Raw genomic sequence first — 21,421 nt, forward strand, 5'->3', positions numbered from 1 at the left:
ATGGTGGCTTTTAAGGCTAGCGTTTAAAACAGGGGCTGGGTGTTATGCCAGTTCTGCTTTCTCTGCAATTAGCTTGTCTACAACACTTGGATCGGCCAGTGTTGAAGTATCACCTAGGTTGCTGGTATCACCCGTTGCAATCTTACGTAGGATGCGGCGCATGATCTTACCAGAGCGAGTTTTCGGTAGAGAGTCTGTCCAGTGCAGCACGTCTGGTGTCGCGATTGGACCAATCTCTTTACGTACCCAATCTTTCACCTCTTTGTGCAGCTCGGCTGATGGGAATTCACCATCATTAAGTGTGACGTATGCGTAAATTGCCTGACCTTTGATGTCATGAGGAATACCGACAATCGCTGCTTCCGCAATCTTGTCGTGTGCAACCAGTGCTGATTCAATTTCTGCGGTACCCATACGGTGACCTGAGACGTTCAACACGTCATCTACACGACCTGTGATCCAGTAATAGCCGTCTTCGTCACGACGAGCACCATCACTGGTGAAGTACATGCCTTTGAAGGTAGAAAAGTAGGTTTGCTCAAAGCGCTCGTGGTCACCGTAAACAGTACGCATCTGACCTGGCCATGAATCAAGGATCACTAAGTTACCTTCTGCTGCGGTCTCTTCAATGATGTTACCCATGTTGTCCACTAGCGCAGGTTGTACGCCGAAGAATGGGCGAGTTGCTGAGCCTGGTTTCAGGTCTGTTGCACCTGGTAGTGGCGCAATCAAGATACCGCCTGTCTCTGTTTGCCACCAAGTATCAACGATAGGTGAGTTTTCATTACCGATAGTCTTGTAGTACCACTCCCATGCTTCAGGGTTGATAGGTTCACCTACTGAGCCCATTACACGCAAGCTTGAACGAGATGTTCCGGCTACCGCTTCGTTACCTTTTGCCATTAGTGCTCGAATCGCTGTTGGTGCAGTGTAGAGAATGTTTACTTGATGCTTATCAACCACTTCACTCATGCGAGCCGTGCTTGGGTAGTTTGGTACACCTTCGAACAGAATGGTTTTCGCACCGTTCGCCAGTGGGCCGTAAATTAAGTAAGTGTGACCTGTAATCCAACCCACATCCGCCGTACACCAGAACGTTTCGCCTTCTTGGTAATCGAACACGTACTTGAAGGTCATGGTCGCGTACACTAGGTAACCGCCTGTAGTGTGCAGCACGCCTTTTGGCTTACCTGTTGAGCCTGAAGTGTAAAGAATGAATAGAGGGTCTTCCGCTTTCATCTCTTCTGGTGGGCACACATCAGAAACGACAGCCGTTGCTTCGTGCCACCAAACGTCACGGTGCTCGTGCCAATCAATGTCGCCGCCCGTGCGTTTTAGAACGACAACTTTGTCGATGGTCTTCACTTCTGGGTTTGTCAGTGCTTCATCAACGTTTTTCTTCAGTGGTACTGCGCGGCCACCACGAACGCCTTCGTCAGCGGTGATAACGATTTTCGCATCTGAGTCGATGATACGACCGGACAGGGCTTCTGGCGAGAAACCACCAAATACCACGGTATGAACCGCACCAATACGGGTACATGCCAGCATTGCAATAGCCGCTTCTGGCACCATTGGCATGTAAAGACAAACCACGTCGCCTTTGTGCACGCCTTGCTCTTTTAGTGCGTTAGAGAACTTACACACTTCTTTGTGCAGTTCATTGAATGTGAGGGTTTTGTCGTCAGCAGGATCATCGCCTTCCCAGATGATCGCGACTTCATCGCCACGCTCGGCAAGGTGACGGTCAATACAGTTTGAAGATACGTTCAGCGTGCCGTCTTCGAACCAGCGAATGTCGACGTGACCAGTATCGAAAGAGGTGTTTTTAACTTGAGTGAATGGCTTAATCCAATCGACAACTTTACCGTGTTCGCTCCAGAAGCCTTCAGGGTCGCTTACCGACTGCTGATACATGGCTAGGTAAGTGTCATTATCCGCATGCGTATGGTTTTTAATATTTTCTTTTACCGGATAAACGTGGGCTTCGCTCATGGCTTCTCTCCTTGTGCCTTTAATTCTCGACCTTCGTCTTTTGTAGGGCTGTTTCCGTTCTTTAGTCTGTGATTCATCAAGAACGTTGCTGTGCATATAACTGTCAGTCACAGCGCGTATTTCCACAATTAGACTTTAGGATGAGAGTGAGGAATGCGCCGCGATATTGCTGAATTTAAAGCGAATGTGGGACGTGGATCGAAAGCTGAGTCTTAAGCCTATTGGGTATAAGGCACACTCAGGTTTGGTAAATCGCCTTTGGTTAGGCGCACATACACCAAAGCAGCGGATTTTGCGTCTTGTAGGGCGTCGTGTTTGTCTTGAATCGGCAGTTCAAGGTGCTTACAAATCGCATCAAGACTTAAGTCGAAGTAGGCGTTAGGCAAATGACGTTCGAGCTTGTCGTGATAAATCTGGCTCACTTCGATGAGCGGGTTGGGCAGTGGAAAGCCTAAATGCCTCAGACAAGCGAGGTCGAGGATCTTTTTGTCATAGCGAATGTGGTAGCCGACTAAAGGACGGTTGCCGATAAAATCGAGCAGCTTGATGAGCGCTTCTTTTTCGCTGATGCCATCCACCAAATCTTGGTGGCGGATATGGTGAATTTTTACTGAGCCTGAATCGAGTGATTGCGGAGCGCGCAGTCGAACTTCGAATGGCTTACTGGTGATGATGCGATTGTCGATGATTTTGGTCGCAGCGATGGTGACCAGCTCGGCTCGATTTGGGTCCAAGCTGGTGGTTTCGCAATCGAGAGAGACAAACTCGCCTTTTTGCGGCGAACAAAACAGTGGCTGATAAGGTGAGCCCTTCAGCTTGTAATGCCAGTATTTCCTTTGTAGCCAATTCATCCCTGTTACCTCTCGTCTTATTTGCCTAAAAGACTCTAATCACGGATTTGATAATGGAAGCCTAAGAACTGCTTAAACTTCTTCACCACGTGTAAGCTGTGGCGCAACAGGTCTCGTTCTGTCCTGTCTAACTGTTTGATGTCGATGTTGTTCAGTGCTTCTTGCTTACTCAATTGCTGGTTCAAACGGATCTTGAAGAACAGCTTCAGTGCCTCATTGAGGTTATCTGCGGTTTCTGGTTCTAAGATGCGCTTGTTTCTCAATGCTTCGATACGTTCGAAGGTGTTCTTCTCTTCAATCGCGTATTCCAATGCCAAGGTGCGAATACCATGCACGATTGGGAAAATGCCACCACGCTTAATATTCAGCCCGTCTTTAGCACTTTTTACGTTGCCAAACAGAGTAAGAGGCACGGAAAACTGCAGCGCAGGTCGAGTGAAATCGGACAGAATCAACATACGATCTTTCATGCTATCTCTGAGGTGCTCGGCGATAGGCGTGAGCAACTCTCGATTACCTGCGACCGCATGAGCGTCGCTGAAGATGGCTAAATCCATGATTTGTTCTGGCTGCGCTTTAGCAATCCAACCATCGAGCGTTTTAATCCATTCTTGCTGCGTTCGGACCCACTTCGGATTGTTAACCATGACTTTGCCAGGGCAGAGTGGATAGCCCAGTTGCTGCAAGGTGTGAGTGAGGGTTTGCATCACTTCGGCGCAATGTTCCCATTCCAGCCCATCTTGGATGATCAGTGCGTTGTCTTGATCGGTTTTGAGGATTTGTTCTCCGCGACCTTCCGAGCCAAGCACAATCAGACAACAGTGATCGTGCAGTGCTGGTGGCACCACAAGCTCAAATGCTTTTTCGATGATTTGTTCGTTTACGGCGGATATCAGCTCCATGATGAAGCGAGTGCGGATGCCGTTGGTCAGCAAGCTATCCACCAACTGACGCTGTCGATTGGAAGCTAGGGCTAACTCTTCCACGCTGCTGGCTCTCGCTATGCTGAGTGTCAGTACGTGTGAGTGAGTGGAAAAGGCACTGAGGATTTGTGTCATATCCAACATGCCGACCGCTTGATTGCCTTCGCACACCATTAGACGTTTCATGCGATTACGCGTCATGGTGATCATGGCGTTAAACAAGAAGTCACCATCATCGACGTGATAAACAGGGAAGGTCGCAATCTTACTCACTGGTGTATCGAGTGGATGGTCGTCAAGCATCACGGCGTGGAGCATATTGGTTCGAGTCACTATCGCGTAGGGATGCGCCGATGGATATTGCTTTAGGCGTGGGTCATCTTGGTTTAGCTGAACCAAAGCGGCATCAAGGCCATTGTCTTTAAGTGTTTTAGTGACCTGATTAATTGGCATATCAGGTGCTAATAGCATCGGTGGATGATAGATGCTGCTATCGACTTTAGTCAGAATGAATTCGGCGAGGTTTTGCTGCTGTTGAGCCGCTTCAATGAGGGCTTGGCGTTTGGATAAGTTGTTATCGAAGTAGGCAGCGAACTGTCCGTTCTCGTTATACAGCTCAAGAAACACTTCTTTCGGTAGCAAATACGAGAGGGTATCTTCCAGTGCCACATATTGATGGCGCACGCTTTCTTCAAACAAAGAGCGCACATCAAACATGTCGTCGTTGGCGTAGTGAGCAAACACTTCGTCTTGATCTTTTGAGCGCTCTTCTACAGCGCCTTTAATCAGCACGTGCAGGTGAGGGTTGTCTTGCCCACAAGCTAAAATGACATCTCGCGTTCGGTAGTACGCCACATCAAGAGACGAGCGCAGTCGATTTTGCTGTGCGTCAGTCAGGCGGTCGAACGGTGGAGATTGCATATTAAATTTGTCAGGCATGAGAGCACCTAAATTTGGTGGGAACACATTCTAAGTCTGACAAATTTCCCTGCCGAAGCCAGACGACTTTGGTCTAAATCGTCACAATCTAATTTTGCATTTCGAGACCCTGTGCCATTGAGGAAACGGTAAGTTGCCGATTCTTCCCTTTTTCTATTACGCATTGCGATCCATAATTCCGCGTCCCAAACGTTTACGTGGCGGAAGTCGTTAGTTTTTGTCGTTTTTTAGGATGTCAGTGATGTTGAAACCCTCTCCGTATGGCTGGATTTCCCAGTACTTTCTCGGATTCTTTTTTGCGTATGGCGTGTATCTGCCATTTTGGTCGTTGTGGTTTAAAGAGCAGGGCGTTTCTCCAACAGATATTGGTCTGTTAGTGGGTCTAGGTTTAGCGACGCGCTGTGTGGCGAACATGGTACTTACCCCACGTTTGCATAAAGTCGAACACCTTATGCCTGCATTGCGCTGGTTGAGTTTTGCTGCCCTTATATTTGTTGGTTTCCACTTTTTCACTGGCGGCAACTTCTGGTTAATGGCGCTTGCCACCGTCTTGTTCAACTTGTGTTGTGGTCCTGTCGTGCCTCTGTCTGATGCGATGGCGAACTACTACGCTCGTTTGAAAATGCTTGATTACGGTCGTACCCGTTTGTGGGGCTCGGTTGCCTTTATTGCAGGCTCGACTGTGGTGGGTTACTTGGTGGCAGAGTTTGGCTCTGACATGATTTTGTACACGGCGATGGTCGGTGTGTTTATCTCGCTCTTATTTGCAATGCGTAACACCAACCCAATGCCAGTGACACGCGAAGGTCAACATTCTGAGCGTCCAAAACTCTCAGCGTTGCTGACGGATAAACCAGTCGTGAAGTTCCTTGTGTTAATGGCGTTAATCCAAGGCAGCCATGCGGCGTACTACGGTTTTAGCGCGATTCACTGGAAAGCGGCTGGTCACTCAGAAGATGTGATTGGTTACTTGTGGAGCTTGGGCGTGGCCGCTGAAGTTGCTGTGTTTGCTCTGAGTAAGCGTCTATTCGCTGGCTGGTCTTTGCGTACTCTGTTTGTGGTTGCGGCTGGTGGTGTGATGCTACGTTGGGGCATGACGGCGTCTACGACCTCTATTTTGGCGTTGGTGGTAGTGCAAATGCTTCACGGTGTGACGTTTGCCATGGCGCACATTGCTGCGATTCAATACATCCAGAACTCAGCCGAGAACAAGATGGTGGCATTGCAGGCACTATATAACGCAATCCCACTGGGTGCGTTTATCGCGTTGATGACGGTGATCAGTGGTTGGGGCTACGAGCACTGGGGTGCGAATATCTTCTGGTTGATGGCGGCGATGGGCTTCATTGCACTGTTTATCAAAGTTGAGCCTCAAAATGATGAAAGTCATGTGGTTGATCTCTCAGCCAATGCGCCTGAAGCACAGAATTAAGCTTCTGTGACAGAGATTAAAAACTAACCTTTGTCTCTGTTGTGAAAGCAGTGTTAAATGAAACCTCTCCCTTATGGAGAGGTTTTTTTATTCCTTGCTTTAAAAACAGCAAGAAAGGCAAGAAAGGCAAGAAAAGTAAGAAAGGATATCGGATGCAAGGATGGCTAGTGATTCCCGTTTCTTTGGCGTATTTGGGAATCCTGTTTTTAATCGCTTGGTACGGTGACAAACAAAAGAGATGGTTAGCGCGTTGGCGACCATGGATCTACAGTTTGTCGATTGCGGTGTACTGTACGTCGTGGACCTTCTATGGCACGGTCGGACAGGCGAGCAACAACCCTTGGTCCTTCCTACCCATCTATATCGCGCCGATCATCGTGTTTACCATCGGCTGGCGCGTTCTCGCTCGGCTTATCTTGATTGCCAAGCGCGAGCACATCACCTCCATTGCCGATTTCATTGCCGCCCGCTATGGCAAATCACAAGGCTTGGCGGTGGTTGTCACCTTAATCGCGGTGGCAGGCATCCTTCCATATATCGCTTTACAACTGCGCGGCATCACCATGGGGTTGGAGATCATCGCGCCGGACTTGGCATCTGATCTCAGTTATCAAAACTACAGCGTATCTTGGTTTGTGGTCGGGGCGATGGCAATCTTCACCATGCTGTTTGGTACGCGTCATATCGATAACACCGAACATCACCGCGGCATGATGATGGCGATTGCGTTTGAATCAGTGCTCAAGTTGGTGGCGTTTTTAGTGGTGGGTGTGTTTATTGTTTGGCTCGCGATGGATACCGAGAGCTTCCACCTTGCTGATATCGCCGCTGAAACCTATGAGTCACCTAACATTCCGACCTTGCTGATTCATACCATTCTGACCATGCTGGCGATTGTCTGTTTGCCACGTCAGTTCCACACCATGGTAGTCGAGAATGAACGCGCGCAAGACTTACACGTCGCGCGTTGGTTGTTCCCGTTGTATCTGATTCTGATGGGCATTTTCGTTCTGCCAATCGCATGGGTAGGGCAAAGCCTGTTGAGTGGCAGCCCTGCCGATACGTACGTGATCAGTGTGCCGATGGCGGTGGGCGCGAATGACATCGCCTTGCTGGCATTTTTAGGTGGTACCTCAGCGGCAAGCGGCATGGTCATCGTCTCGACCATTGCCTTAGCGATCATGGTATCTAACGATTTGGTGATGCCGCTGATTTTGCGCCGGATGAAGTTATCAAAACGTAATCATCACCATTTCTCTACGCTGTTATTACGTATACGTCGCGGGCTTATTCTGCTTCTTTTGATTGGTGCATGGGGCTTTTATCAGGCTTTAGATAGTATCCACTCACTTTCTGCGATAGGTTTTCTCTCATTTGCAGCGATTACCCAGTTCGCTCCGTCTCTGCTTGGTGGGATGTACTGGCGTCAGGGCAACAAGAAAGGCGTGTATGTTGGTTTGCTGGTGGGTTTCACCATTTGGTTGATTACTTTGATGAGCCAAACCGACATGCTGGCAGGCGATGCAAGTAACAACTTGCTGATTTGGTTGATCACTCCGCCTGATTTATTGGCAGGCTTTGGTATTGCTGTTTCTGACTGGGGTATGATCCTCAGCGTAGTGGCGAATACCGCGTGTTTTGTCGCGGTATCACTAGCTACGCGCCCAAGCATAAGTGAACGCTTACAATCGGCGTCATTCGTTGGTACGCCGTTGCCTGAAAGTGAAAATATCAGCTTGTATCAGAGCCGTGTGACGGTCAGTGAACTGGAGATGTTAGCGTCACGATTTGTCGGACGAACACGAGTGAAATCCGCCTTCCAAACCTATTGGAGTCAGCAACGCGAAGAGCTGCTTCCCAATCAACAAGCTCCCTCTACCTTGATTCGACATACCGAGCGCGTCCTTGCCGGTGTGTTTGGTGCCTCTTCAGCTAAGTTAGTACTTACTTCTGCTTTGCAAGGCAGAAACATGCAGCTTGAGGAAGTAGCGACCATCGTTGATGAAGCCTCAGAGCTGTACGATTTCAGCCGTGGCTTATTGCAAGGTGCGATTGAACATATTGGACAAGGCATCGCAGTGGTCGACAAGCAACTAAGGTTGGTGGCGTGGAACCAACGTTATCTGGAGTTGTTTGTCTTCCCGCCGGGATTGATTCAAGTCGGGCGTCCGATTGCGGATGTGATTCGTCATAATGCTGAGCAAGGTTTGTGTGGTCCGGGTGACCCTGAAGATCACGTTCGTCGCCGTGTTTATCACCTTGAACAAGGCACGCGACATACTTCTTCCCGTGTGCGTCCAGATGGTCGCGTAATTGAAGTCCAAGGTAACCCAATGCCCGGTGGTGGTTTCGTGATGAGCTTTACCGATATCACCGTGTTCCGCGATGCAGAGCAAGCTCTGAAAGATGCCAATGAGACACTAGAGGAACGCGTTCGTGCTCGTACTCGTGAGTTGGAACAACTGAACAAACAGCTGGTGGCAGCGACCCAACGTTCTGAGCATGAGTCACAATCCAAGTCGCGCTTCTTAGCCGCGGTAAGCCATGACTTGATGCAGCCGCTGAATGCCGCTCGTCTGTTTGCTTCTTCCTTGTCGGAAGTCGCCAAAGACAGTGAAACCCAAAAGCTGTCGACCCACATTGAGAGTGCATTAGGCGCAGCAGAAGATTTGATTGGTGATTTGCTGGATATTTCGCGTTTGGAGTCAGGCAAGTTGGACGTTAATGTGCATGGTTTTGCGGTCAATGATGTGTTGGCAAACTTGAATGCGGAATTCAGCGCATTGGCGAAACAACAAGGCATTGAGTTCACCATGACCCCATCGTCTTTGATGGTGAAATCTGATCCGAAATTGCTACGCCGCGTGGTACAGAACTTCCTTACCAATGCGTTCCGATATAGCCCGAATGGCAAAGTGGCGCTCGGTGTGCGTCGCGTACAAGGGCGAGTGCGTATTGATGTATGGGACAACGGCATGGGCATCGAAGAAGAGAAGCAACAAGAGATCTTCGAAGAGTTTAATCGCGGTACTCAAGTTCGTTCTGACCAAGGTTTAGGGTTAGGTTTGGCTATTTCGAAAGGGATTGCCCAAGTGCTAGGGCATGAAATCTCGATGCGTTCTTGGTTTGGTCAAGGCAGCGTGTTCTCGATTACCTTAGATAAGGCAGAGAAGGTGCACATTCCGGCAGTCAAAGCAGTGAAGAGTGCACAATCTGACTTGAGCCATATTCGTGTGCTGTGTGTCGATAATGAGCCGGATATTCTGGTCGGAATGGAAAATCTACTCTCGCGTTGGGGCTGTGATATTCGCATTGCGACCGACATTGTTGAGAGCTTGAAAGCGATCGAAGACGATTGGCTGCCGGATGTGATTTTCTCCGATTATCGTTTAGACAATGGTCGAACAGGATTAGAAGTGTTGCAGCAATGCCGCTTGCGTCTGGGTAATCGCTTTGAAGGGGTGATCATCAGTGCCGACCGAACCGATGACATGATGGAAGGCATTAAAGCCAATGGGTTCAGTTTTATCGCCAAACCAGTGAAACCTTTGAAGCTGCGTTCAGTACTCAATCGAGTCGCCTAGAAAAAAAGACCTCCGATTGGAGGTCTTTTGCTTTAAGGGGGTGATCGGTCGGTGGCTTATTCTGCCACCCCGCCTTGAGTCAGTTTGGCTGGATCGAGCAATCTTTCTAATGTTGCGCGATCCAAGTCCGTTTCTTCTTCCGCGACATCAATGATAGCGCGACCTTGTTTGTAGGCTTTCTTCGCTACTTCGGCTGCTTTTAGGTAGCCAATCACAGGGTTAAGTGCGGTGACCAGAATCGGGTTCTTCGCCAGTGCAACATCAAGATTGTCTTGGCGCACTTCAAACGTCGCGATGGCTTTGTCTGCCAAAGCAACGGCGCTGTTCGATAGCAGTTCAATGCTTTCTAGTACATTATGAGCAATCACAGGCAGCATCACGTTAAGTTGGAAGTTACCCGATTGACCGGCAACGGTAATGGTTGCGTCGTTACCAATCACTTGTGCCGACGCCATAGCCGCTGCTTCTGGAATCACAGGGTTCACTTTGCCCGGCATGATAGAAGAGCCCGGTTGTAAGCCTTGCAGTTCGATTTCACCTAAGCCGGCTAGTGGGCCTGAGTTCATCCAGCGAAGATCGTTTGCGATCTTAATGATCGCAACTGCTGCTGTTTTGAGCTGTCCCGATAGGGCGACGATCGCATCCTGACTGCTGAGATTGAAGAAGAAATTTTTGCTTGAAGCAAACTCGATGCGCGTTGATTGCGTTAGGTTATCGGCAAAAAGATCGGCGAAGCGTGGATCGGCGTTGATCCCTGTTCCTACCGCTGTTCCGCCTTGGGCTAACGCTTTCACTGCTGGCAGTGTTTGTTCGATGGCTTGTTTGGCGTGCTCGATTTGGAACTGCCAGCCACCAAGCTCTTGGGCGAAGGTAATTGGCATCGCATCCATGAGGTGCGTACGACCTGTTTTCACCACATCTTTCAGAGCTTGCTGCTTGGCCTCTAGTGTTTCACTTAGGTGGGACAGTGCAGGCAGTAGCTGTTTTTCAATCGCAATTGCAGAGCTAACTTGAATCGCAGTAGGCACTACGTCGTTACTGCTTTGACCCATGTTGACGTGATCATTTGGATTGACCGTTCCGCCTAGGTGCTCAGACGCCAATGTTGCAATCACTTCGTTGGCATTCATGTTGGAACTGGTGCCCGAGCCGGTTTGGAATACATCGATAGGGAATTGGTCGAGGTGTTTTCCGTCAATGATGGCTTGCGCGGCATCAGCGATGGCATTGGCGATATCACCTTCCAGCAAGCCAAGTTGAGCATTGGTGAGCGCTGCGGTTTGTTTGATGTGAGCGAGTGCTTGGATAAAGCCCGTCGGCATTGTGTGTTTGCTGAAAGCGAAGTTATCGACAGCACGTTGAGTTTGGGCTTGATACAAAGCGTTGGCTGGGACTTTGACTTCGCCCATGCTGTCCGCTTCGATACGGAATTCCGTGGTCATGGTAGGTTCCTTTTGTTTAATCGAGAGGCGTCTGTATCAGACGTAATTGTTGTTGTAATGAGAGAAATTTCACATCGCCATCCTCAAACTGGTAGTAGTAGCGTTTGAGACAAAGTAGCGGAGTGTGAATGGAATCGAGGCAGACTCGGCGGAAGATGCGGCTGCGAGTAGGGTCTTGAATCGCGTCGAGAAGATGGAAGTAGACTTGGCGCAAATACAGCTCGCACAGCAACAGGTTTTCGTGCTCTGCATCGTGATCGTAGATGGACGACAGCACCATACCCCAATGGATGTAATCATGAATCACATCGGGTTCGAAGCCGCTTGGCGCATACACATGAAGGAATCGGTCTTGCGCTTTAAAAAAGGCGTTGTAGATGGCTTGGCTGCTGTCCATAGTTACCTCGATACTTAAGATAATGATAATTATTATCAATTAATTGTCGATTAGCAACCACAGCTTTTTTGAGGAAATAACACAACAAAAAAAGCCGATACTCGGACTCAGTATCGGCTGAAGTGGGAGAGCTCAATCCCTACAATTAAGCTCGGTATTCTTTCGCGAGATAAGGTCGGCTCAAATGCGTCTTAAAGCCTTATGGAGCAGGTACGTTATTTGTCCGTAAACAGGGTTTCGTATTTCACAAACGCCGTTTGCGTTTCACCGTAATAGAGCGTGCCTTCAGATTGAATCGCAACACGTAACCAACTCTCGGCTGATGCAGGCTTAGGCAAAGTGATGGTCCAGTTTTGTCCGGCTTGATCCGCTGGTGTCATGTCAATTGGCTGTGCGTTTTGCTCTTGGCTATCCACGACTGAAAGCTTCACCCCTTCCAGTGGATAAGCCGCATGTAAAGACAACTCTAGGCTATCTTGAGTCAGCTTTTCTGAGCGAAACTTCACTTTAAAGTCGCCATTCTCCATATCACACAAGCCACTGGTGTAACGGCAATTCGACTTGCTGGCCAGTTTGTAGCTTTCCCCTTCTTTAGCGGCATGAGGTTTCTCACTCAGAGCCATGTCTGTACCGAAATAAGCGATTAAAGACAGAATTGGGGCGATCAACAGAGCGATAATAAAGTGCTTGTTTTTGAACATGTTGGCTTCCTTGCTACAACTTCATAAGGTTAAATTAACCTAATCTAGCGAATAAAAAAGCCCCAAGCGGGGCTTTTGTGGTTTGCGTTATATTTTAGTGGTCTACCGCACCGCCAGCGCCTGCTGGTACACGTACGTGCTCGACTAGGTCTTTTACTTCTTGTGGTGTTTCTGCTGTTACTTTCGATACTGCAAATGCCACGACGAAGTTGAACACGGCACCAATTGCACCAAATGCGTTTGGTTCGATGCCTAGGAACCAGTTCTGACCCCAGCTTTGTAGGTAAGTCCAGTCAGCAACAAATAGGATGCCTTTGTGCTGGAATACGTAGAATAGCGTGATACTGATACCTGCAATCATACCTGCGATTGCGCCTTCTTTGTTGATGCTCTTACTGAAGATACCCATCATCAACGCAGGGAAGATGGAGGATGCCGCCAGACCGAAGGCGAGCGCTACCGTACCGGCTGCAAACCCAGGTGGATTCAAGCCTAAGTAACCGGCGACTGCGATGGCGACTGCCATGGAGATTCGACTCGCGAGCAGCTCTTTCTTCTCGGATATGTTCGGATTTATCACACCTTTGATTAAGTCATGGGATATCGCGGACGAAATCGCCAGTAGTAGACCTGCAGCCGTCGATAGTGCTGCCGCCAGACCACCTGCTGCGACAAGTGCGATAACCCAGTTAGGTAGCTTAGCAATCTCTGGGTTTGCTAGTACCATGATGTCACGGTCAACTTTCAGCTCATTAGTTGCTGGGTTTGACGTGTACTCAATCAGACCGTCGCCGTTCTTATCATCAAAGCCTAGCAGACCTGTTTTCTCCCAGTTCTTGAACCAGTCAGGACGCTCATCATAAGCAAGGTGCTGACCCGGAGCTGGGTTAACGGTATCCATTAGGTTTAGACGCGCCATAGCAGATACTGCAGGTGCTGTTGTGTAAAGGATAGCGATGAAAACTAGCGCCCAACCTGCTGATGTGCGTGCATCACGAACCTTAGGTACGGTAAAGAAACGGATGATTACGTGTGGCAGACCCGCCGTACCGATCATCAGTGACATGGTGTACACGAACATGTTTAGTGTGTCGCCACGAACTTGGGTGGTGTATTCACTAAAGCCGAGCTCGGTGACCACTTGGTCGAGCCTATCGAGTAGATAAACATCGGTGCCTTGTATGGTACTACCTAAGCCGATTTGTGGTAGTGGGTTACCTGTTAGTTGCAGAGAGATAAAGATTGCAGGAATAGTGTAAGCAAGAATGAGTACGCAATATTGAGCAATCTGCGTGTAGGTAATGCCTTTCATGCCGCCCATTACGGCGTACATGAATACGATACACATACCGATCAGTAGTCCCGTTGAGTAATCCACTTCTAGGAAACGACCGAACGCCACGCCCACGCCTTTCATCTGACCGATAACGTAAGTCACCGAGGCGATGATAAGACACACAACCGCTACGATACGTGCTGCGTTAGAGTAGAAACGCTCACCTACGAATTCTGGCACAGTAAACTTACCGAACTTACGTAGGTATGGCGCAAGCAGAAGTGCAAGCAGTACGTAACCGCCTGTCCAGCCCATCAGGAATACCGAACCGCCGTACCCCATGAAGGCAATCAAGCCTGCCATTGAGATGAACGATGCTGCTGACATCCAGTCTGCTGCGGTTGCCATGCCGTTAGCGATAGGGTTTACACCGCCGCCTGCTACATAGAATTCTTTGGTTGAGCCCGCACGAGCCCAAATCGCAATACCGATGTAGAGGACGAACGTCGCGCCAACCACCAGATAGGTAATAGTTTTCAAATCCATCTGAGTTACTCCTTACTCATCTACGCCGAATTCACGGTCGATTTGGCGCATTTTCCACGCGTAGTAGAAAATAATACCTAGGAAGGCATAGATGGAGCCTTGTTGAGCAAACCAGAACCCGAGTTTGTATCCACCTAATTGAAATTGATTAAGTACGTCGACAAATAAAATGCCGCAGCCGAAAGACACTACGAACCAGATGACCATCAGGGTAATCATGAGCTTCACGTTCTTGTCCCAGTAGGCTTTGGCTCTTTCTTCGCTTTCAAATGCCATTGCCGTCTCCTTACGATTGGTATTGTTGTTAAAAAAATGTTTCAACATGTACATTAGCAAGGCACTGGCAAGAACTCTTTTCAACTTTAGTCGGGACGCTAAAAAGCAAAAACGCCCGTTTTTAGGGCGTTTGAGAGGAGGTGGGAATAAAAATGTGATGTTAACTTGATGTTAAATTAGCCAAAGGTCTAAGAGTTTTATCAATTAACATAGAAATCTTTTATACCAAGCAGCAAATTATTCAGTGCAACAGCAGCAAGGATAAGCCCCATTACGCGGCTGATGATGGCTGCGCCTACGTTACCAATCACTTTTTGAATCGTGTTTGCACCCAGTAACAAGAATAGGGTAACCAGAAGTACCGCAATCATGACGCCTGCGGTCATAGCTTGGTCGACGAAAGAGTAGCGGTTGTTATCGGTGAGCATCACTATGGCCATCATGGCACCCGGCGACGCAATCGAAGGAATCGCAAGAGGGTAAACAGCTAAGTCAGCGAGATCGGAGTGGCTGACTTCTTCACCCAGTTTTTGCTCTTGTTCTGGCTTGCTCTCACCAAAGATCATCGACAATGCAAACAGCAATAGCACTAAACCACCAGCGGCTTGGAACGCGGGTAATGGGATTTGCATTGCTTCCAGCAACAACTGACCGGCAATAAGAAAGAACAGCAACACACCCATTGAAATAGCAATGGCTTTCAACGCGACGAGACGACGCTGTTTTGCCGTAAGGTGCTGAGTTTGTGATAGATAAACGGGTACTGAACCAATCGGGTCGATAACGGCCCAGAGTACGACGAATTGAGTGACGAGAATACTTAACAAAGTATGACCTCCCAGAGTTAGCGGTTTAACAGAGGGATGAAAAGGCTACATAGTGCAGCCTGTTTATTTTAACGTCTGTTGTTCTTTTTGCGTCATATAAATGTGAATTAGATATATTTACTAACACATTACTGCTCGGGTTCCATTTGCTGCAGTAGGATGACGGCTTGAGTTCGGTTCTTCACGCCCAGTTTGCGGAAAATTGCGGTCATGTGGGCTTTGATAGTGGCCTCTGATACATTGAGCTCGTATGCGATTTGCTTGTTGAGTAAGCCATCGGAAAGCATACCCAACACTTTGTATTGCTGAGGGGTAAGTGCGGCAATTTTCTCTGCCAAGTCATTGCAGGCTGTGTTATTGGTGATTAAGCCTTCTGGGAAGTATGGGTCGCCGTTGAGGACTTGGTTAAGGGCATTGACCAGCTCGCGCATGTCGCTCGATTTTGGAATAAAGCCGAACGCACCGTGACTCTTCACTTGTGTGACCACACTAGGCTCTTCGCTGGCAGATACCACCACCACAGGAAGATCTGGGTATTCAGCACGAAGGTGAATCAAACCCGACATGCCATTTGCGCCTGGCATCTTGAGATCTAACAACACCAAATCTGGCTCTTCTTCTTTTTCCAGCAACGCCAGTAGAGCGTCCAGCGTATCCGCTTCGAGAAGGTTGGCACCACTCACAGCCATGTGTACCGATTGGAACAAGGCATTGCGGAACAGCGGGTGATCATCAGCGATGATAATGGTGTAGGTCGAATCCATGACGTTAAACACTTTTGACTATTTCGTTAATGGAATTATTGTCCACCTTTAAGAATGTGGACAATATTTATCCGCTAAAAGTCTGAACTAAATCGACTTTTATTAGAAAAATTGCATATAAACGCAACTTTCTTGGTTTTATTGAGACAACAAAAAACGCCAGTGAAAAATCACTGGCGTTTGAAAGATTCATCATCAGAATCGGTTGATGTGCTCTAAGAAAGGCTCGGCTTGCATAAAGCCCGTCAAACGAGCGTTTGAAACATGTTCGCCATTGACATCCCAGAACTCAATCGTTGGTAAACCAAGTACATTCATATGTTTAAGCAGTTCGATGTCTTGCACTTGGTTCTTGGTCACATCGGCTTGCAGAAGAACGAAGTCTTGCAGTTTGGCTTCGACGCTTGGGTCATGGAAGGTGTACTTCTCGAACTCTTTACATGCCACACACCAGTCGGCGTAGAAATCCAGCATTACTGGTTTGCCGGCTTGTTTTGCCTGAGCAAGTGCAGTCTCAAGCTCAGCCACGTTAGCGATACGGGTAAAGCTCACTGTTGCTTGCTGAGTTTGTGTAGTGGTATTACCGCCAAACCAGTAGTTCAATGCTGGTTGAGCAGAAGCAAACAAACCAAGCACAGCAATGATGCCTACTGTACTTTGCTTCCAACCGCCAAACTCTAAGCTGTTTTTGATGTGGTATAGCCAACCAAAAGCCGCGATGCCCAGTGCTGACCACAATGCCGTCGCCCACATTTCTGGCATGATGCGCTCAAGTAGGAAGATAGGTGCAGCCAGTAGAATGAAGCCGAATAGGGTCTTCACGCGATCCATCCAACCTCCTGCTTTTGGCAGAAGTTTGTTGCCGAATACTGCAACAAGAATGAGTGGAATACCCATACCCATCGCCAGTGCGTAAAGCGCGATACCACCTGTCAGTAAGTCACCACTTTGTGCAACGTAAAGTAGCGCACCAGACAGAGGCGCCGTGGTACATGGTGAGCACACCAGACCTGAAATCGCACCCATGGCGAATACGCCTGCGCTGCTGCCGCCTTGTTGTTTGTTGCTGAGGTTGTTTAACCACGTTTGCACGCCACTTGGCAGTTGCAGGTTATAAACGCCAAACATAGATAGTGCGAGTGTCACGAACAGCACACTCAAACCAATCAGTACATAAGGGTGTTGCATCGCTGCTTGGAACTGCATGCCAGCAGACGCCACCACAAGGCCGAGTAGGGTGTAAGTCAGCGCCATGCCTTGCACGTAGACAAACGACAAGCCTAGCGCGCGGCGTTGGCTCAGTTTGCCACTGCCAAGCACGATGCTGGTCAGAATTGGGTACATTGGCAGCACACATGGCGTAAATGCTAAGCCCACACCAAGCGCCAAGAATAGAAGTGGCGTCCACCAGTTATCAGCTAGGTTGGCAGCAAGGCTATCTTGCTGTGTTACTGGAGCCGATGATGTGTCGCCAGACGTAGATGATTGCGCCGCTGGTGGCGTTACTATTGGTGCTTGCTCTGCTTTTGGTGCAGTCGTCGCCGTGGCTGAATCTGAGTTCGACGAAGTAAACGCGCTGATAGGAATCACGCGAGTTTCTGGCGGGTAACAGAAGCCTGCTTTCGCACAGCCTTGATATTGCACCACCACGCGAGCGCCGTCTTGCCAATCATGCATTGGTACGTTGACAAACAAAGGCTGAGTGTAGATATGCACGTCACCAAAGAATTCATCTTTATGCGGCGTTCCGTCTTCCATTTGCAGTTCGCCTAGCGATACTTTCTCACCCGCTACCGATAGGCGTTCTTGATACAGGTAATAACCATCGCGTACTTGCCAGTCCAGCATCAGTTTGCCGTCTTGCTGGTAGTAGTTGAATGGGAAAGCCTGATCGACAGACACAAAGGTATCGTTGCTGCTGCCAAAGGTGTTTTGGGTATTGCCTAACTGGTCATTGCCAAACAGCGCAAAAGAAGGCGCAGAAAAGGTGATAAGCCCTAAGAGTAAGACGGAAAATAATGCACGCATAAAAGGTTCAATTCATCTTAGATAATTGCCGTTAGTGTAACTCAATCAGACCTGCTGGCTAGCCAATAAGTTTCATGGAAGTGAAGATTTGTTAAGTGCTATCCAATGCGACAGACAATAAAAAAGGGAGCCGAAGCTCCCCGAGTAAGACTCTGTTTCTACTAGATCAGTAGACCACCGAATGCGAAGCCAAGTGCTACTGCAGAAGCGATGGTAGCCACACCTGGTACGAAGAATGGGTGGTTGAATACGTACTTACCGATACGAGTTGAACCCGTGTCGTCCATCTCAACCGCTGCTAGAAGCGTTGGGTAAGTAGGCAGTACGAATAGCGCACTTACTGCTGCGAAAGACGCAACTGCGGTAAGTGGTGCCACACCGATTGCTAGTGCTGCTGGCATAAGCGCAACGGTAGTTGCACCTTGCGAGTAAAGCAGCATTGAAGCGAAGAATAGAACAAGTGCTAGCATCCATGGGTAGTCTGCTAGTAGCGCACCAGCCACTTCTTTGATGCCGTCAACGTGCGCGTTAACGAACGTAGAACCTAGCCATGCCACACCAAGAACACACACACACGCTGTCATACCAGAGCGGAATGTTGCTGCTGCTGGGATTTTGCCAGCGTCGATTTTACAGCTCATTACGATAGCTGCCGCAGCTGCTAGCATTACCGTCATGATTGCTTCGTTACGACCTAGCGCAGGGTTCTCGATAAGGCCAACAGAGCCAGAGATTGCTGCTGCGTAACACACTACGAATGCGATAGCGCCTAGGAAGATGAAGGTTGCTTTCTTCGCTGTTGGCAGGATTTCGCGCTTAGATTCTGTGTTTAGCTTGATCAGGCCTTTTGCTAGACGGTCTTGGTATTCAGGATCGTCTTTAAGCTCGCTACCCATGAAGTTCGCTACGAATGCACCGATCATACAAGCGATGAACGTTGTTGGGATACAGATTGCTAGTAGCGTTAGGTAATCAACACCAAATGGGTGAAGCATTGCTGCGAACGCTACAACAGCCGCAGAGATTGGCGACGCTGTGATAGCGATTTGCGATGCTACTACCGCGATAGACAGTGGACGAGAAGGACGAACACCTTGGCCTTTCGCTACTTCTGCAATAACAGGAAGTGTTGAGAATGCCGTGTGACCAGTACCCGCAAGTAGTGTCATTAGGAATGTCACGATAGGTGCGTAAAAGGTGATGCGTTCGGGATGTTTACGCAAAAAGTCTTCCGCAACCTGAACCATCCAGTCCAAACCACCCGCTACCTGCATTGCAGCGATAGCAGTAATTACAGACATGATGATCAGGATTACATCGACAGGGATGAAAGACTGGCTTGTCGGGACACCTAGGATTAAAGACAATGCAATTACCCCAGCACCACCGGCAAAGCCAATGCCGATACCACCGATTCTTGCCCCCAAATAAATGAAGAGCAGAACCACGAAGAGTTCGACCATTACCATATTGATACCTCTTTTAGTTTTTAATGATTCTGATTTTTTGAGCACTCAGGAACAGGAGTAAGTGTTCAGAAAATCAGAACCCGAGCGGCTTACGGCAATAAAAAGCGCATAAAAATTGTGGTTAACCGTATTCGAGCCTAAAAAAGGGCCCCGTTAGGGACCCCTTTCACATGCGATTACTCGTAGCGTTTCGCTTTATAAGTCGGATGCATGAAGTTTTCAACTGATAAGATGTCATCTAGCTCTTCTTCAGTTAATAAACCGCGTTCTAGAACTACATCACGTACACTCTTACCTGTTTCTGCACAGATCTTACCAACGATATCGCCTTCGTGGTGGCCGATGTATGGGTTTAGGTAAGTTACGATACCGATAGAGTTGTAAACGTAGTTTTCGCAAACTTCTTTGTTCACAGTGATGCCATCGATACATTTATCGCGTAGGTTCACACATGCGTTGTGTAGTAGAGAGATAGACTCAAACACGCTTTGTGCGATAACTGGTTCCATTACGTTTAGCTGTAGCTGACCGCCTTCTGCTGCGAAAGAAACCGTGTTGTCGTTACCTAGAACTTTGAAGCAAACTTGGTTTACTACTTCTGGGATAACTGGGTTTACTTTAGCTGGCATGATTGAAGAGCCTGCTTGCATTTCTGGTAGGTTCAGTTCGTTAAGACCTGCGCGTGGACCAGAAGAAAGTAGACGAAGGTCGTTACAGATCTTCGATAGTTTCACTGCTAGACGTTTCAGCGCACCGTGCGTCATTACGTAAGCACCACAGTCAGAAGTCGCTTCGATCAGGTCTTCTGCTGGTACCACTTCTAGACCCGTTACTTCTGCTAGATGTTTTACTGCTAGCGCTTGGTAACCTGTTGGTGCGTTTAGACCAGTACCGATTGCTGTTGCACCTAGGTTGATTTCTAGTAGTAGCTTAGACGTGTAATCTAGAGCACGAATTTCTTCGTTTAGTGTTACTGCCCATGCGTGGAACTCTTGGCCCACAGTCATAGGAACTGCATCTTGCAGCTGAGTACGACCCATCTTCAAGATGTCTTTGAATTCTTGTGCTTTAAGCTCGAATGCGCCTTTAAGGTATTCGATCGCTTCCATCAACTGATGAACACTGTTGTAAACCGCGATACGGAAACCCGTAGGGTACGCACAGTTTGTTGATTGGCTCTTGTTTACGTGATCGTTCGGGTTGATGAACTCATATTGGCCTTTTTCCTTGCCCATCAGTTCAAGTGCAACGTTCGCGATAACTTCGTTAGTGTTCATGTTCACTGACGTGCCTGCACCGCCTTGGAATACGTCTGAAGGGAACTGATCCATGCACTTACCTGTTTCAAGGATCAAATCACACGCTTCTAGGATGTAGTTAGCAACGTCTTTTGGAATTGCGCCTAGCTCTTTGTTTGCTAGTGCAGCGGCTTTCTTAGTCATTACCATGCCACGTACAAATTCAGGTACGTCAGAGATGGTAGTGCTTGAAATGTTGAAGTTTTCGATAGCGCGAAGTGTGTGGATGCCGTAGTAAGCATCGGCAGGGACATGACGTTGGCCTAATAGATCTTCTTCAATACGAGTGGCTTGGTTTGCTGTCTTTGGAGCATCAGATAGTGTAGCCATAACAGGATCCTTAGATAATAATTCTGATATTTAAGTTATTTATTAGCCATTTCTGCAATCTAGAATCCATTCATCAGAGTTTTTGGCTGGAAAAACCGTCCTGACTTATGTGGCACATCATACTGCACCTAGCGCATAAAAATAGTAAGTGGATCACCTTTTTCGCTTTTGATGCGTCAATATTTTGCAAAGTATGAACGGGATATTAATAACCCTTTATGGGTAGGCGATTTTCCTCGACAAACATGGATATTAAGAGTCCGAAAATAGCACTTTTCAACGACCAATTTTTGTATATGCACCTTTATTCAAAGGGCGTTTTTTGCACAACGCATTCTCCCTA

The 21,421-nt window shown here is 48.3% G+C and carries 15 protein-coding genes; 2 read left to right on the plus strand and 13 right to left on the minus strand.

Annotated elements, in window-relative coordinates; translation table 11 throughout:
* Nucleotides 1–42 precede the first annotated feature (42 nt).
* From acs to A9237_RS09305, 3 genes are all read right to left on the minus strand, one after another.
* The gene (acs, locus tag A9237_RS09295) at nucleotides 43–1,995 is read right to left on the minus strand and encodes an acetate--CoA ligase (RefSeq protein WP_078608067.1); all 1,953 of its coding nucleotides are present in this window, start codon (nucleotides 1,993–1,995) and stop codon (nucleotides 43–45) included.
* Between the two features lie 218 nt (nucleotides 1,996–2,213).
* Nucleotides 2,214–2,846: a 3'-5' exonuclease gene (locus tag A9237_RS09300; protein ID WP_005440406.1), complete on the minus strand. Its 633-nt coding sequence runs from the start codon at nucleotides 2,844–2,846 to the stop codon at nucleotides 2,214–2,216.
* Nucleotides 2,847–2,881: 35 nt separating this feature from the next.
* Nucleotides 2,882–4,708 (minus strand): DUF294 nucleotidyltransferase-like domain-containing protein, encoded by a 1,827-nt coding sequence (locus A9237_RS09305; protein WP_045417478.1) that lies wholly within the window; start codon nucleotides 4,706–4,708, stop codon nucleotides 2,882–2,884.
* Nucleotides 4,709–4,949: 241 nt separating this feature from the next.
* Between A9237_RS09305 and A9237_RS09310 the strand changes: the two genes are divergently transcribed.
* Both A9237_RS09310 and A9237_RS09315 read left to right on the plus strand, forming a co-directional pair.
* Nucleotides 4,950–6,140 (plus strand): 3-phenylpropionate MFS transporter, encoded by a 1,191-nt coding sequence (locus A9237_RS09310; protein WP_050937508.1) that lies wholly within the window; start codon nucleotides 4,950–4,952, stop codon nucleotides 6,138–6,140.
* Between the two features lie 152 nt (nucleotides 6,141–6,292).
* Nucleotides 6,293–9,724 carry a hybrid sensor histidine kinase/response regulator gene (locus A9237_RS09315; RefSeq protein WP_078608068.1) on the plus strand — a complete coding sequence of 1,144 codons (3,432 nt, stop codon included), beginning with the start codon at nucleotides 6,293–6,295 and terminating at the stop codon, nucleotides 9,722–9,724.
* Between the two features lie 56 nt (nucleotides 9,725–9,780).
* Here the strand turns inward: A9237_RS09315 and A9237_RS09320 are convergent, their stop codons facing one another.
* The 10 genes from A9237_RS09320 to aspA form a co-directional block, all read right to left on the minus strand.
* Nucleotides 9,781–11,166 (minus strand): class II fumarate hydratase, encoded by a 1,386-nt coding sequence (locus A9237_RS09320; RefSeq protein ID WP_078608069.1) that lies wholly within the window; start codon nucleotides 11,164–11,166, stop codon nucleotides 9,781–9,783.
* Nucleotides 11,167–11,182: 16 nt separating this feature from the next.
* Nucleotides 11,183–11,563: a hypothetical protein gene (locus A9237_RS09325; RefSeq protein ID WP_005440416.1), complete on the minus strand. Its 381-nt coding sequence runs from the start codon at nucleotides 11,561–11,563 to the stop codon at nucleotides 11,183–11,185.
* Between the two features lie 215 nt (nucleotides 11,564–11,778).
* Entirely contained in the window at nucleotides 11,779–12,264 is a 486-nt protein-coding gene (locus A9237_RS09330; RefSeq protein WP_038896825.1) for a hypothetical protein, read from the minus strand.
* Between the two features lie 94 nt (nucleotides 12,265–12,358).
* The gene (locus tag A9237_RS09335) at nucleotides 12,359–14,086 is read right to left on the minus strand and encodes a sodium:solute symporter family protein (protein WP_005440419.1); all 1,728 of its coding nucleotides are present in this window, start codon (nucleotides 14,084–14,086) and stop codon (nucleotides 12,359–12,361) included.
* 12 nt (nucleotides 14,087–14,098) lie between these two features.
* The gene (locus A9237_RS09340; protein ID WP_005448273.1) at nucleotides 14,099–14,362 is read right to left on the minus strand and encodes a DUF4212 domain-containing protein; all 264 of its coding nucleotides are present in this window, start codon (nucleotides 14,360–14,362) and stop codon (nucleotides 14,099–14,101) included.
* 200 nt (nucleotides 14,363–14,562) lie between these two features.
* Entirely contained in the window at nucleotides 14,563–15,189 is a 627-nt protein-coding gene (locus A9237_RS09345) for a MarC family protein (protein ID WP_005448274.1), read from the minus strand.
* A 128-nt stretch (nucleotides 15,190–15,317) separates the two neighbouring features.
* On the minus strand, nucleotides 15,318–15,953 hold the full coding sequence (locus A9237_RS09350; RefSeq protein WP_054824558.1) for a response regulator: 636 nt from the start codon (nucleotides 15,951–15,953) through the stop codon (nucleotides 15,318–15,320).
* Between the two features lie 195 nt (nucleotides 15,954–16,148).
* Nucleotides 16,149–17,981 carry a protein-disulfide reductase DsbD gene (locus A9237_RS09355; RefSeq protein WP_078608070.1) on the minus strand — a complete coding sequence of 611 codons (1,833 nt, stop codon included), beginning with the start codon at nucleotides 17,979–17,981 and terminating at the stop codon, nucleotides 16,149–16,151.
* A gap of 161 nt (nucleotides 17,982–18,142) precedes the next feature.
* Nucleotides 18,143–19,450, minus strand: a complete 1,308-nt coding sequence (locus A9237_RS09360; protein ID WP_005440434.1) for an anaerobic C4-dicarboxylate transporter — start codon at nucleotides 19,448–19,450, stop codon at nucleotides 18,143–18,145.
* A gap of 176 nt (nucleotides 19,451–19,626) precedes the next feature.
* Nucleotides 19,627–21,078, minus strand: coding sequence for an aspartate ammonia-lyase (aspA, locus tag A9237_RS09365; RefSeq protein ID WP_009707864.1), 1,452 nt, complete (start codon nucleotides 21,076–21,078; stop codon nucleotides 19,627–19,629).
* Nucleotides 21,079–21,421 lie beyond the last annotated feature (343 nt).

It is taken from the genome of Vibrio owensii, from assembly GCF_002021755.1.
Lineage (GTDB): Bacteria > Pseudomonadota > Gammaproteobacteria > Enterobacterales > Vibrionaceae > Vibrio > Vibrio owensii.